This window comes from Streptomyces sp. SAS_272 (genome assembly GCF_052543235.1).
The window spans coordinates 1-13,715 of record NZ_JBMNDR010000105.1 but is presented as its reverse complement, the minus strand read 5'-3'; the positions used below and the strand labels follow the sequence as shown (position 1 = coordinate 13,715).

13 protein-coding genes are annotated in these 13,715 nt (G+C 70.4%); 5 read left to right on the top strand and 8 right to left on the bottom strand.

From position 1 onward, the window contains the following. Position 1 precedes the first annotated feature (1 nt). The 6 genes from ACN6LD_RS37045 to ACN6LD_RS37020 all read right to left on the bottom strand — a co-directional run bounded on the left by ACN6LD_RS37045 (position 2) and on the right by ACN6LD_RS37020 (position 7,552). Entirely contained in the window at positions 2-139 is a 138-nt protein-coding gene (locus tag ACN6LD_RS37045) for a hypothetical protein (protein ID WP_319194570.1), read from the bottom strand. Between the two features lie 389 nt (positions 140-528). Beyond that, a complete protein-coding gene (locus ACN6LD_RS37040) occupies positions 529-2,256 on the bottom strand; it encodes an MFS transporter (RefSeq protein WP_319194568.1) in 1,728 nt (575 codons plus the stop codon). Between the two features lie 46 nt (positions 2,257-2,302). After that, a complete protein-coding gene (locus ACN6LD_RS37035) occupies positions 2,303-2,722 on the bottom strand; it encodes a cupin domain-containing protein (RefSeq protein ID WP_266724886.1) in 420 nt (139 codons plus the stop codon). Continuing rightward, positions 2,719-3,873, bottom strand: coding sequence for a Gfo/Idh/MocA family protein (locus ACN6LD_RS37030; RefSeq protein ID WP_445045442.1), 1,155 nt, complete (start codon positions 3,871-3,873; stop codon positions 2,719-2,721). The genes ACN6LD_RS37035 and ACN6LD_RS37030 overlap by 4 nt, the downstream gene beginning before the upstream one ends. Further along, complete coding sequence (uvrA, locus tag ACN6LD_RS37025) at positions 3,873-6,350, bottom strand: excinuclease ABC subunit UvrA (RefSeq protein WP_415924951.1); 2,478 nt, start codon at positions 6,348-6,350, stop codon at positions 3,873-3,875. Before uvrA ends, ACN6LD_RS37030 begins: the two co-directional genes overlap by 1 nt. Positions 6,351-6,394: 44 nt before the next feature. Continuing rightward, positions 6,395-7,552: a nucleotide disphospho-sugar-binding domain-containing protein gene (locus tag ACN6LD_RS37020; protein ID WP_319194560.1), complete on the bottom strand. Its 1,158-nt coding sequence runs from the start codon at positions 7,550-7,552 to the stop codon at positions 6,395-6,397. Between the two features lie 88 nt (positions 7,553-7,640). On the opposite strand from ACN6LD_RS37020, the gene ACN6LD_RS37015 reads away from it, so the two are divergent. Both ACN6LD_RS37015 and ACN6LD_RS37010 read left to right on the top strand, forming a co-directional pair. After that, positions 7,641-8,312, top strand: coding sequence for a dTDP-4-dehydrorhamnose 3,5-epimerase family protein (locus ACN6LD_RS37015; RefSeq protein WP_319194558.1), 672 nt, complete (start codon positions 7,641-7,643; stop codon positions 8,310-8,312). Between the two features lie 2 nt (positions 8,313-8,314). Further along, the gene (locus ACN6LD_RS37010; RefSeq protein ID WP_319194556.1) at positions 8,315-9,532 is read left to right on the top strand and encodes a cytochrome P450; all 1,218 of its coding nucleotides are present in this window, start codon (positions 8,315-8,317) and stop codon (positions 9,530-9,532) included. 108 nt (positions 9,533-9,640) lie between these two features. On the opposite strand, the gene ACN6LD_RS37005 is transcribed toward ACN6LD_RS37010, so the two are convergent. Both ACN6LD_RS37005 and ACN6LD_RS37000 read right to left on the bottom strand, forming a co-directional pair. Continuing rightward, positions 9,641-10,420: an SDR family NAD(P)-dependent oxidoreductase gene (locus ACN6LD_RS37005; protein WP_306950109.1), complete on the bottom strand. Its 780-nt coding sequence runs from the start codon at positions 10,418-10,420 to the stop codon at positions 9,641-9,643. Positions 10,421-10,454: 34 nt separating this feature from the next. Beyond that, a complete protein-coding gene (locus ACN6LD_RS37000) occupies positions 10,455-10,703 on the bottom strand; it encodes an acyl carrier protein (protein ID WP_057577785.1) in 249 nt (82 codons plus the stop codon). A gap of 178 nt (positions 10,704-10,881) precedes the next feature. Between ACN6LD_RS37000 and ACN6LD_RS36995 the strand changes: the two genes are divergently transcribed. The 3 genes from ACN6LD_RS36995 to ACN6LD_RS36985 all read left to right on the top strand — a co-directional run bounded on the left by ACN6LD_RS36995 (position 10,882) and on the right by ACN6LD_RS36985 (position 13,687). Continuing rightward, entirely contained in the window at positions 10,882-12,297 is a 1,416-nt protein-coding gene (locus tag ACN6LD_RS36995; protein WP_415924950.1) for an NDP-hexose 2,3-dehydratase family protein, read from the top strand. Positions 12,298-12,323: 26 nt separating this feature from the next. Continuing rightward, positions 12,324-12,728 carry a hypothetical protein gene (locus ACN6LD_RS36990; protein WP_319194551.1) on the top strand — a complete coding sequence of 135 codons (405 nt, stop codon included), beginning with the start codon at positions 12,324-12,326 and terminating at the stop codon, positions 12,726-12,728. A 155-nt stretch (positions 12,729-12,883) separates the two neighbouring features. Further along, complete coding sequence (locus ACN6LD_RS36985) at positions 12,884-13,687, top strand: AfsR/SARP family transcriptional regulator (RefSeq protein ID WP_319194549.1); 804 nt, start codon at positions 12,884-12,886, stop codon at positions 13,685-13,687. Positions 13,688-13,715: the final 28 nt, after the last annotated feature.

The following is a 13,715-nucleotide window of genomic DNA, read 5'->3' as shown; positions in this document are numbered from 1 at the left end:
GTCAGACCCCGCTGTGGTCCGCGGTGGCGGGCACGGCCGACTCGGCCCAGCAGACGAAGGAGTCGGTCGGCGCGGCCCACGGGGCGGCCGGGTTGTACTCCTCGATGAACAGGTCCTCGGAAAGGTGCTGTGCGGACATGGTCTCCCCCTCGATCGTCTGTGAACCGCGTCGGGCGACGTGGTCGGTGTGACCGTGCGGTGCGCCGTCGTCTCGCGGGTCGGTGTGCTCCGCGGCCTCGGCGTCTGACCAGGAGTCTCGCCGAGAGGAGGAGGGCCGCAGTAGTGCCGCACTCACCGGCCGGTGGTGAAGAATTCATGATCGCCGGATGACGGCTTCAGCAGGCTTCGTCCCGCTCGCACCACGGGGCGCATCACGGGGCGCATCACGGGCGCGCGGACCGCCGCGCCGTGGGCGCGCGGACCGCCGCACCGTGGGCGCGCGGACCCCGCGCCACGTGCAGAGCCGCGGCCCGCGGGGCGTGCTGCCCCACGGGCCGCGGCCCGGATTCCCGTCGCGGTCCGCGACCGTCAGGCGTTCTCCGCCACGGCCTTCGGCTCCGCGCCGGCCTCGCCCTGCTCTCCGTGCGCCGCGTTCTTGCGGGGCAGCAGGAACGTCAGCAGCAAGGTGAGGACCATGCCGCCGATGAACCAGCGCAGCGCGTGGGCGAACGTGTCGGCGAAGGTGAGCGCGTTGGTGTGCTTGCCCGTGTCGGCGAACACCGCGGCGACCTTCGGGTTGCCGGTGAGCTCGGACGGGGCCTTGGCGCAGCTCGGCGCCTGGACGGTCCAGTCCTTCTCCTTCGCCTGGTCGCTCGTGCACTGCACGAAGTAGTCCACGACCCGGTCCGCGTCCGCCCCGGTGACCGACACGGCGGCCAGGTCCTTGCGCAGCTGCGGGGCCGCCTCCCGGGAGTTGTCGGCCGCGTTGCCGCCCAGGGCGCCGAAGAAGATGACGCTGACCAGGGCCGTGCCGACGGCGAACCCGAGCTGCTGGTTGGTGTTGACCAGACCCGAGGCCGAGCCCGCGTCCTGCCGCGGAGCCTCACTGGTGGCCATGTCCGGGATCGGGGACATGACCATGCCGAAGCCGAGCCCGAAGAAGGCCAGCGGGAGCGCCATCTTCCAGCTGGTGGCCTCGCTGCCGTAGTGCTCGACCACCCAGATGTAGGAGCCGAGGCCCAACAGCACCAGCACCGCGCCGAGTTGCAGGAGCTTGCGTCCCATCTTCGCGGCGAGGAAGGCGTACGACAGCGCCGACGTGACGAAGGTGGCGATGCAGAACGGCAGGCTGGTCAGACCGGCGCGGATCGGGCTCCAGCCCAGGCCGACCTGCATGTACAGGCTCCAGGACAGGAAGAACACGCCCACGCCGATGTTGAAGGCGAGCTGCACGCTGAGCGCGGAGGAGAAGCTGCGCAGCCGGAACAGGTTGAGCGCGACCAGCGGCGAACCGTCCTTTCGGGTACGGGCCTGCTGCTGGCGGACGAACACGAACAGCGACACCGGCGTCAGCGCCAGCAGGACGAAGCCCCAGGCCGGCCAGCCCAGCTCGCGCCCCTGGATGAGCGGGAAGACGAGCAGGAACAGGGTGACGGCGGCGAGGACCGCGCCGAGGATGTCCAGCCGCAGCGCGACCGGCGCCTTGGACTCGACGATGCTCTTCTGTCCGACGATCAGACCGAAGAGGCCGACGGGGATGTTGATGAGGAACACCAGCCGCCATTCCAGGCCGAACAGGTTCCACTCGACCAGCAGGCCGCCGAGGCTCAGACCGGTGAGCGCGGCGAGACCGGCCACCGTGCCGAACATGCCGAACGCCTTGGCGCGCTCCTGCGGCGGGAAGCTGACGTGGATGATGGCCAGGACCTGCGGCACCATGATCGAGGCGAAGCCGCCCTGGGCCAGCCGGGACACGATCAGCATGCCCGGGTCGACCGACACGGCCGCGGCCAGCGAGGCGAGGGTGAAGCCCGCCACGCCGATCTGGAAGATCCGCTTGCGACCGTAGATGTCGCCGAGCCGGCCGCCGAGGATCAGCAGCAGGGCGAAGGCGAGCTGGTAGCCGGCGGTGACCCACTGGATGTCCGCGTAGCCGGCGTCGAGATCGGTTCGGATGGAGGGGATCGCCACGTTCAGGATCGTGCTGTCGAGCATGTCCATGAACGCGGCCACGAGGATCACGGTCAACGCGATCCAGCGCTTGGGATTGAGCTCTCCCTCCCGCTCCCCGGACGACGTTGCTTCCAGAGCGGTCACGATCTTCTCCTTCTATGGGGGGTGTGTGTGCGGCGGGTTGGTCGGGTCAGAGCAACACGTAGGGATGCGTGTCGCTCGGCGAGTAGGCGTGCGAGGCCACCTCCACCACCTGGGTGGGGCTGAGCGCCATGTAGCTGTGCACGAGGCGCGGGTGGACGGTGACCAGGTCCCCGGCGACCAGCACGGTGTCGAAGCGCTGGCCGGTGTCGAGGTCGTAGTAGGCGGCTCTCAGTTCGCCGGAGATCACGAACATCACCTCGGTCTTGTCGAGGTGGTAGTGGTTGCCACGGCACGGTCCGCCCGGCAGGCAGTCCCAGTACGCGGCGAACCGGTAGGCGTCGCCGTTGGCGAACCTCACCAGATCCCCGGCGGGAGAGGAGAGCCTGCCCGGACCGTCGCCGGGGATGACGTCGCGGAATTTCGTGATGCGCTCACAGCGCAGCTTGTCGGTGACAGCGGAGTTCATAAGGCCCCTCTCGGGTCGTCCCAGCTCGGAACAGGGTGCTGTGCGGCGCTGGAAGCGGCCTTGTCCGCCGCTCGAACCTCGGCGACCAGCCGGGCGACCGTGAGGGCCCGCTCCTGGTGCCGTTCGCGAAGACTCCGCTCGGCCCCGGGGCCGTCACCGGTCTGCCGGGTCTGTCGGGCCTGTCGGGCCTGCTGGGCCTGCTGGGCCTGCTGGGCCTGCTGGGCCGGTCCGGTCGGCCGGGTCTGCCGGACGGCGTGCGAGAACGCGCGGACCGCCTCGAGGTACTGGTCCCCGGGGCGCAGGACGAGTTCCTCGACGCCCTCCGGCCGCTCCACGCGGATCACCGGACAGTGGTCGGCGGGCGGCGCGTAGGCGCGCTCCACCCGGATCCGCCCCGCGCTCCCCCACAGCTCGTACGCCGCCCGGTAGGCGTGTTCCATGCCGAACACCACCTGCGCGGTGACGCCGTCCGGTGCGGCCAGCAGGACCGCTCCGCCGGTGTCCACGCCGTGCACCGGGTGCCGGCGCAGCCGCGCCCCGCACACCGTGAGCTCGGGGCCGAGGAAGAAGCGGGCGGCGAGCAGCGGGTTGACGGCGATGTCCAGCAGGGCGCCGCCGCCGAGGGCCGCGTCGTAGCGGACGTCGCCCGGTGGCGGCGCGGGGATGGCGAACTCCCCTGTGAAGCTGCGCAGTTCACCGATGGCGCCGCCCGCGAGCAGCTCCCGCACCCGCCGGTGCAGCGGATGACGCGGGAACATGAAGTTCTCGGCGAGCACCAGACCGCGCGACGCGGCCAGCTCGAACAGCCGGCGGGTGGAGTCGACGTCGCCGGTGAGGGGCTTCTCGCCGAGCACGTGCTTGCCCGCCCGTAACGCCCGTTCGATCCACCGGGCGTGCAGGGCGACGGGCAGCGGCACGTAGACGGCCTCCACCTGCGGGTCGGCGATCAGGCTCTCGTAGCCCGTCACGGCGGCGCAGTCGTACCGGTCGGCCACCTCGCGGGCCCGGCCGCCGTCCCGGCTGGCCACGGCCACCACCCGGCTGCCGGGGTCCGCCGCGAAGGCGGGCAGCACCCGGCGGCGGGCGATGTCCGCGCACCCCAGCACACCGATCCGGACCGGCTCCGAGCCCGACGTGGGCGACCCCTTCATCACGGCCGCCCGCTCGTCCCCAGCACGTCGCGCAGGAAACGCCCCGTGTGGCCGTCCGGCTGCCCGGCCACCTGCTCGGGGGTCCCCGCGGCGACCAGCGCGCCGCCTCCGTCGCCGCCCTCCGGACCGATGTCCACCACCCAGTCCGCCGTCTTGATCAGGTCGAGGTTGTGCGAGACGGCGAGCACGGTGTGCCCCTTGTCGACCAGGCTGTGCAGCACCGACAGCAACCGCTCGATGTCACTGGAGTGCAGGCCGGTGGTCGGCTCGTCGAGCAGGTAGAGGGTGTGCGCGCCCGCCCTGCGCTGCAGCTCGTTGGCGAGCTTGACGCGCTGGGCCTCACCGCCGGAGAGCGTGGTCGCCGACTGCCCCAGTCGCAGATAGCCGAGGCCGACCTCGTCGAGCACACGCAGCGGTGCCTCGATGGCGGGCTCCCCCGCGAAGAACTCCAGCGCCTCCTCGACGGGCATGGCCAGCACCTCGGCGATGTTCTTGCCGCGGTAGCGGATCTCCAGCGTCTCCGCGTTGTAGCGGGTGCCGTCACAGGTCTCGCAGTGCAGGAAGACATCGGGCAGCAGCTGCATCTCGATCTTGATGGAGCCGTCGCCGGTGCAGGTCTCGCAGCGCCCGCCCGCCGAGTTGAAGGAGAACCGGCCCGGCTTGTAGCGGCGCTTCTTCGCCTCCGCGGTCTGACAGAACACCTTGCGGACGCTGTCGAAGACCCCGGTGTACGTCGCCGGCGTCGACCGGCCGGAACGCCCGATCGGCGCCTGGTCCACCCTGATCACCCGGTCGACGTGGTGCAGCCCCTCGATCCTGGTGTGGGCGCCCGGCGCCGGCGCGTCGCCGCCCAGCGCGCTCTCCACCGCCGGGTAGAGGATGTCGTCCACCAGCGTGGACTTGCCGGCCCCCGACACCCCGGTCACCGCGATGAACGTGCCGAGCGGGAAGGCGACGTCGAACCCGGCGAGGTTGTTCTCCTTCGCGCCGTACACGGCGATCCTGCGGTCCGGCGCCCCGGGCCGTCGGCTCGCCGGCACCGCGATGCCGCGCGTGCCGCTGGTGTAGCCGCCCGTCGGCGAGTTCACGTCGGCGAGCAGCTGCTCGGCCGGGCCGCTGAACAGCAGCTCGCCGCCGTGCTCGCCGGCCGCCGGACCGAGTTCCACCACCCAGTCCGCGGCTTTGATCATCTGGTGGTCGTGCTCCACGATGAGCACCGTGTTGCCCTGGTCGCGCAGATCCTGGAGGGTGGCCACCAGCTTCTCGATGTCCCTGGGGTGCAGACCGGTGGTCGGCTCGTCGAGGACGTAGAGCAGGCCGAACATGTCGGTGCCGAGCAGACCGGCCAGCCGGATGCGCTGCGACTCGCCGCCGGACAGGGTGCGCGCCGGACGGTCGAGACTGAGGTACTCCAGCCCCATCCGCGTCAGATGGCCGAGCCGCTGCACGATCTCCTCCAGGGCCTGGCCGACGGCGGCGCGCTCCCGCTCCGCCACGTCCAGCTCCTGGAAGAAGCGCAGCGACACGGAGACGGGCAGCGCCGTCACCTCCGCGATGCCGCGCCCGGCGACCCGGACCGCGAGCTGCGCCGGATTGAGCCGGCCGCCCCCGCACTCACGGCAGGGCGCCGGCCGCATGTAGTTCTCCAGCTGCCCGAAGTTCTCACCGCCGGACTTGCGGTACCGCTCGTAGAGCCAGGGCACCACCCCGGTGAACACCACGTCCTTGACCGGGTCGCCGGGCTTGTCGAACTTTCGGGCCCGGACCTTGATGTCGGTGCCGTGCAGCAGCGTGTGCCGCAGCCCCTCCGAGAGCTCCTCCCAGGGAGTGCTCTCGTCCTCGCCCAGCAGCACCGCCACCGCGCGGGCCTTCATCCGCTCCGGCTCGGTGAACGTGGGCCGCCAGGGCGTGATCGCGCCCTCCAGCAGGGAGCGGCCCGGATCGGCGACCAGGGTCGTGGGGTCCACCTCGAGCCGGGTGCCGACGCCCTGGCAGGCGGTGCACTGGCCGAAGGGCAGGTTGAAGGAGAAGGCCCCGTTGGTCATCTCGGGCAGCGCGCTGTCGTGACCCTGCGGGCAGGCGTCGCCGGCCAGCTCGGTCCCGCACACGGTGCAGTGCGGATGCCCGATCCGCGCGAACACGACCCGCAGCAGGTCGTACACCTCGGTGACCGTGCCCACCGTGGAGCGCGGGCTGCGGGAGGCCGAGGAGCGCTGGTCGACCGCGACGGCCGAGCACAGGCCGCCGATGTGGTCGACGTCCGGCTTGTCCATCTGGTGCATGAACTGGCGGGCGAAGGTCGACATGCTCTGCAGCTGCCGCCGCTGGCCCTCGGCGTAGATCGTGGCGAAGGCCAGGGACGACTTGCCCGAGCCGGAGACGCCGGTGAACACCGTGAGGTTGCGGTGCGGCAGGTCCACGTCGACGCCGCGCAGGTTGTGCTCGCGGGCGCCGCGCACCTCGAGCGTCTCCGGCAGCAGGTGCGCGCGGCTGTTGGTGTCGCTCAACGGGGTTTCCTTCCCTACCGTCCCGGCCTGACGCCGGCGAGTTCTTCGATGACGGGCACGACGGACGCCGGGGACGGCATCGCGGCCACCTCCGCGCGCAGTGCCCGGGCCCTGACGCCGTACGACTCGTCCTCGAGCAGGGCGCGGCAGTTCTCCACGACGGCTTCCGGGTCGATGGGCTGCCCCACCAGCTGGCGGGCGGAGCCGTACGCGGTGACACGGCGCGCGCTGTCGTACTGTTCGGCGACGATCGGCTGCGGGACCAGCAGTTGGGGCAGTCCCGCGAGGATCGCCGCCATGGTGGAGCCGCCGCCGCAGTGGTGGACCACCAGGTCGCAGGAGGGCAGCACCGAGGCGAGCGGCAGGAAGCCGGCGGCCAGCACCGCGTCGGGCAGCGGGCCCAGCTCGGGGACGATGTCGTCGGCGACCGCGACGAGCAGCTCCACGCCCAGCGCGGGCAGCGAGTTGACCAGGTCCTTGAGCACCCGGGCGCCGCCGGCCGCGGGTGCCACCGTGCCCAGAGTGAGCAGCAGGCGGGGCCGCTCGCGCGCCTCGAACACCCACGACGGGACGGTGGCCGGCGGGTCGTACTGGACGTAGCGCATCGGGACGCCGTGGGCGCCGCCCGCGGGCAGCAGCGAGGCCGGGCAGGGTTCCAGCGCCAGGTCGGGCTCGGGCAGGGCGCCCAGGCCCAGCTCGGTCAGTTCCGGCGTCAGCTCGTCGGCCCCCGACTTGTCCATCTCGCGGAAGTAGCCGAGGCCGACGCCGTGCTCGACCCAGGGGATGCCCTTCAGCTGCGCCACGACGCCGGCCGCGTAGGTGTGCGGCTCCGCGACGATGACGTCGGGTTTCCACTTCTCGGCGACGTCGAGGAGGCCGGGCAGGGTGCGGGCGGCGAGCCGGCCGAAGCCGCGGCCGGCCTGCTCCAGCATCTGGGGCTCCTCACGCGCGAACGCGATGGGGTCGCCCTGCCGGTCGTGGGCCATGACCTCCCGCATGTGCATCGGCCCGTAGGTCGGGATGAAGGGCATTCCCGAGCCGTTGGCCACGGGGGCAAGGCTCTCCGGTGCGGCGACCAGCACGTCGTGACCCGCCGCGCGCAGCGCCCAGGCCAGCGGGACGACCGGACAGTAGAGCCCGTAGCTCGGGCCGGTGCTCACGAGAATCCTCATGCTGGCCATGCAACTGCCCGCCACTCGAGCCGTACTTGAGCCGCCGCCACCAGCGGTGCTCGAGCCGCGTCTCGTAGCTTCGCGGGCCATGGAGATCGAGGAGATGGCCGTGCGGGACGCCTACCGCATCCGGCCGCGAATCCACGGCGACGAGCGGGGCGCGTTCTTCGAGTCCTTCCGGGACGAGGAGTTCACCCGCGTGACCGGCCACGTGTTCCGGCCGGTGCAGACCAACTTCTCCGTCAACCACCGCCATGTGCTGCGCGGCATGCACGGGGTGAGTCTGCCGCCGGGCCAGGCCAAGTACGTCACCTGCGTCCGGGGCGCGGTGCTGGACGTGGTGCTGGACGTGCGCGTCGGCTCGCCGACGTTCGGCGGCCACGACGTCAGTCTGCTGGAGCCCGGGAGAGGCACGGCGGTGTTCCTGCCCGACGGGATGGCGCACGGCTTCGTGTCACTGACCGACGACTCCTGCGTGAGTTACGTGTTCGACACCCCGTACATCCCGGGCACTCCCTTCGAGATCGACCCGTTCGACCCGGATCTGGCCCTGCCCTGGCCCTCGACGGAGGAACCGGTGGTGGTGGCGCCGAAGGACCTTCAGGCGCCGAGTCTGTCCCGGGCCGCCGAAATCGGCATTCTGCCCCGCTACGAGGACTGTCTGGCGCACTACGCCCGGCAGCGCTCCGCTTTCCTTTCGCATTCGCCTCAGAACGCGATTCCGAGCCGACCTTCTGAATTCGCCGGAGACAAGGAGTAGTCATGTCGGTGAACGCCGCAGAATCCACGACCGAGCAGTCGACGTTTCCCTACAAGCGCAAATGCCCCTTCTCCCTGCCCGAGGAGTACGGGCCCATGATGAAGAAGGGGTCGGTGACGAAAGTCAGCCTCATCACCGGCCTCGAGGTCTGGGCGGTCACCGACTACCACCTGATACGCCAGCTGCTGACCGATCCGCGCATCAGCTCCTCGCGCAAGCACGACAACTTCCCCTTCTACTTCGAGGCCCCGCCGGAGTTCCGCACCGAGACCTCCTTCATCGGTTACGACGCCCCCGAGCACACCACCACCCGCCGCAAGGCCGCCGTCACCTTCACCAACCGCCGGGTCCAGCAGCTGCGCGCGAAGATCGCCGAGAACGTGGACCTGCGCCTCGACGCCCTCGAGGCGGCGGGCTCGCCGGCCGACCTGCACGAGATCGTCTCGCTGCCGGTCCCGATGTCGATGATCTGCGAACTGCTCGGAGTGCCGTACGAGGACCACGCGTTCTTCGCCGAGCACGGCACCAACCTGCTGGGCGGCCACAGCACCCCCGACCAGCGGCAGGCCGCGATGGTGGAGGTGGGCAGGTACCTGGAGAAGCTGGTCGGCCTCAAGGAGCGCGAGCCCGGCGACGACCTGCTCAGCCGGGCGATCATCGCCTACCGGGAGTCCGGCGAGGAGTACACCACGCGCGACCTGGTCAACCTGTGCCGGCTGCTGATGAACGGCGGGCACGAGACGACCGCCAACATGATCTCCCTGTGCACCATGGCCCTGCTGCGCAACCCGGAGCAGCTGGAGCAGCTCAAGGCCGACCCGACGCTGATCGGCCCGGCCGTCGAGGAACTCGTCCGCTACATCACCATCGGCGACCTGGCCGTGCCCCGGGTCGCGCTGGACGACATCGAGCTCGACGGCGTGACCATCAAGAAGGGCGACGGCATCCTGTGCCTGGCCCTGCCGGCCAACCGGGACGCCACCGTCTTCGAACGGCCCGACGAGCTGATCCTCTCCCGCGGCACCCGGCGTCACCTCGGCTTCGGGCACGGCGCGCACTACTGCATCGGCGCGGACCTGGCCCGGGTCGAGCTGGAGATCGCCCTCACCAAGATCTTCGAGCGGTTCCCGGACCTCCAGCTCGCGGTGCCCTACGAGGACATCCGCACCAAGGAGGGCTCCGTCGTCTACGGCGTGTGGTCGCTGCCGGTCAAGTGGTGAACACGACTTGAGGGAGGGGGTGCCTGGCACTCCCTCCCTCTGCTGTGTCGTTCAGTTGTGTTGCGTCGTTCGGGCGCCGGGCGCGCGACGGCCGGAGCCGTCGCGCGCTCAGTAGTTGCCCAGCCCGCCGCAGACGTTGATCGCCTGCGCCGTGATGGACGCCGCGGTGTCGGTCACCAGGTAGGAGACCAGACCCGCGACCTCCTCCGGGGTCGAGTAACGCCCCAGCGGGATCTTGGCGTTGAACTTCTCCAGGACGTCCTGCTCGGAGACGCCCCAGAAGTCCGCGTACCCGGACCTGACCCGCTCGGCCATCGGCGTCTCGACGTACCCGGGACACACCGCGTTGACGGTGATGCCCGACTTCGCCAGTTCGAGACCGACCGCTTTGGTGAAGCCCACCACCCCGTGCTTGGAGGCCGAGTAGGGCGACGCGTAGACGACGCCCTGCTTGCCGCCGGTGGAGGCGATGCTGACGATCCGCCCGTAGCCGTTCTCACCCATCCGGCCGGACGCCAGCACCTCCTTGGTCACCCGGAAGACACCGTTGAGGTTGGTGTCGATCACGTCGAGCCAGGTCGGCTCGTCGAGATGCGCGATCTCCCCGCCGCCGCCCCGGCCGGCGTTGTTGACCAGGATGTCGATACGCCCGAAGCGCTCCACGGCCGCCGCGACGGCGGCACGCACACCCTCGGTGGACGTCACGTCGCAGGGCCCGCCGGCGACCTCCAGCCCTTCCGCGGTGAGCTTCTCCAGCGTCTCGGCCAGCTTGTCGGCGTCCCGGGCGCACCCGTACACCGCCATCCCCTGCTCCGCGAGCGTCCGGGTCACCGCGAGGCCGATGCCGCTGCTGGCTCCGGTGACGAACGCTACCCGCCTGTCGCTCATCCGGTTCCTTCCCGTCCCGTCCCGTCGGAGCCCCTCACGCGAGGGACTTGCCGTTCACGAAGTCCGTGATCGCCTGCGGCGTGTTCAGGTGCTCCATGTCGTCGGTGATGTCGACGCCGAACTCGCGCTTGATGAGGGCCGCCGTCTCCAGCAGGGCCAGCGAGTCGTAGCCGAGCTCGCCGAACGTGGTCCCGCCGATGTCGCCGGCGAGCTGCTCCGACTCGTCCTCGCCCGCGCTGATCCGCAGAATGTCCTTGAGCCGGTCGATCGTCAGTTCCGCCATTTCCATCTCCCGTGTCGGAGGGTTGTGCGTGCTCTGAGAATTTGTGCCTGACGACTCGGATCGTGCTCGCGGACGCCTGGAAAACCCACCTTCCGAGCAATGCTCCAGCAGCGCTGCCGCGGAAATCGAGCGGCCCCGTCCAGCGTGGGCCGCCCAACGATTCCCAGCCAACGAGGGTGTGTCGGGTGTGGAAAATCTGAAGCCACGGGAGGACCTCGTTCTTCCCAGCCGACTCGCCGCCTCCGCCCAGCGGACGGCGGGCGTTCAGATGCACATGGACGAATTCGACGCGTGGCTGGCCGAACGGGCGGGCGCGCATGACTTCACGGTCGATCGCATTCCGTTCTCCGGACTGCGCGGCTGGAAATTCGAGAACGACATCGGGAACCTCGTGCACGAAAGCGGCAGGTTCTTCTCCGTGGAAGGCCTCTGTCTTCGCACCCCCGGAACGGCCGAACGGTTCCAGCCGATCATCAACCAGCCCGAGGTCGGCATCCTCGGGATTCTCGTCAAAGAGTTCGACGGGGTCCTGCATTTCCTGATGCAGGCCAAGATGGAGCCGGGAAACCCGGTGCCGCTGATGCTCTCGCCGACCGTCCAGGCCACCCGGAGCAACTACACGCAGGTGCACCGGGGCGCGAAGGTCAAGTACCTGGAGTACTTCACGGGACAGCGGCCGGCGCGGGTGATCGCCGACGTGCTGCAGTCCGAGCACGGCGACTGGTTCTACCGCAAACGGAACCGGAACATGCTAGTCGAGGCGGCCCCCGACGACGTGGTCCCGCTCGACGACGACTTCTGCTGGCTGACCCTCGGGCAGATCAACGCCCTGCTGGCCAGGGACAACGTCATCAACATGGACTCGCGCACGGTGCTGGCGTGTCTGCCCCCGGTGGGGCCGGAGGCCGGCGCCGCCGACCGGTTCAGCCGCTCCCTGGCCGCCTCCCGCGACCCCGACGCCGGCGCCGTGTCGACCACGGCCGAGCTGCTGAGCTGGTTCACCGGGCTGCGCGCCGACTGCCGGCTCGAGGCCGGCCGGCTCCCGCTGGGCGCCCTGCCCGGCTGGCACCGCGACGACAAGGAGATCAGCCGCGACGACGGCCGCTGCTTCCGGGTGGTCGCCGCCGACGTACGGGCCGGCAGCCGTGAGGTCGCGTCCTGGTCCCAGCCGCTCGTCGAACCCGTCGGCAGGGGCCTGTCCGCCTTCCTGGTGCGGGAGTTCGACGGCGTGCTCCATGTCCTCGTGCGCGCCGCGACCGAGGGCGGCTTCGTGGACGGCGTCGAGCTGGCCCCGACGGTCCAGTGCATGTCGGCCGGCGAACTCGAGGAGGAGACCTCGCCGTTCCTCGGCCTGATCCCCGTCCAGGGCTCCCCGCGGATCCGCTACGACGCACTCCACGCCGAGGAGGGCGGCCGCTTCCTGAACGCGGTGAGCCGCTACGTCGTCGCCGAGACGGACGCGGCGGCGACCGACGCCCTGCCGCCCGGTCACGCCTGGGCGACGGTCAGCCAGCTCACCGCCCTGCTCCGGCACAGCCAGTACGTCAACGTGCAGGCACGCACCCTCGTCGCCTGCCTGAACTCCCTCGGCTAGTCGGGAAGAGCGGGAAGGAGCGGAAGATGGCACTGCGGCGCCCTCGTCCCGTCGTCGCGGTCATGTGGACGGTGGACAGCGGCCTCATGCGCTGCGCCGTCGCCCTGGCCGAGGAACACGGAGGCGACCTGGTCCTCGTCCTGGTCCTGCGACGGCCGTGGACCCTGCTGCTCGACTGTTCCCTGGCCGCCGCGTTCGACTCCACCGACCTCGAACTGGAGTCCCTGCTCAAGGTCGGGGCCTTCCTGGAGGGCAGGGCCGTGAAGTGGACCCTGCACACGACCTACAGCGACACCGGCAGAACCGTCGCCGGCCTGGTCCGCAGGAGGGAGCCCGGCTGGGTCGTGCTGGGCCGCCGGCGCTGGCGGCGCACCGCCAGGATGGTGGGCTCTCCCGCCCTCCCCGAGGACACCAAGCTACTGATCGTCTGATCCGTTCGCGTCACGCGTATGAAAAACCCATACCTGGGTCCTGTGAACCTCATGCGCATTGGTGACAGCGGCAGTTCCGAGCCTCAATTCCGGTCGTGCATTCTTCGAAGGTAACCGCAGAGGCTTAAAAGAAGCGCCACGTAGAGGGGGAAAAGTTGCTGGAAATAAACGTGCTCGGGCCGATGGAGGCCACCGGGGCCGGCCGGTGCATCGCGCCCACGGCGGCGAAACCGCGCCAGGTCCTCGCACTGCTGGCCCTGCGGGCCGGTGAGGTCGTGTCGGTGTCCACCCTGGTGGAGGAGATCTGGGGTGAGAAACCACCGCGGAGCGCGCTGACGACCCTGCAGACCTACATCCTGCAACTGCGCAGACTGATCGGCCGGGTCGTGCTGTCGGGCTCGGCGAAGGACGTCCTGCTGACCCGTTACAACGGCTACCTGTTCGCTCCCGAAGCGGTGATGGTGGACGCCCAGCTCTACGACGGGCTCGTCGACGAGGCCAACCAGGCCTCCGAGAACGGAGACCACGTGGAGGCGTACCGGGTGGCCCGGCAGGCCCTCGACCTCTGGTCGGGGGACGCCCTGATCGACGTCCTGCGCGGCGTCCATCTCAGCATCGAGGCCACACGTCTGGAGCAGAGCCGGCTGGGTCTGCTCGAGACCCGTATCGCCGCCGAACTGCACCTGGGCAGGCACCACATGCTGCTCGGCGAACTCGCGGTGCTGGTCGCCCGCAATCCGATGCACGAGAACTTCTGCGCCAAGCTCATGATCGCCCTCTACCGCTCGGGACAGCGCTGGCGCGCACTGGAGGTCTACCAGCGCGTGCGCAGCGAGCTGGCCGACGAGCTCGGGCTGGAACCGTCGGCGCGACTGCAGCAGTTGCAGCACGGGATCCTGTCAGCGGATCCCGCGCTCGACTTCGTCGCCCCGACCACCCTGTTCACCCAGCCGACATGACCCGGTGCGGGAACGGCGGCCCACGCCG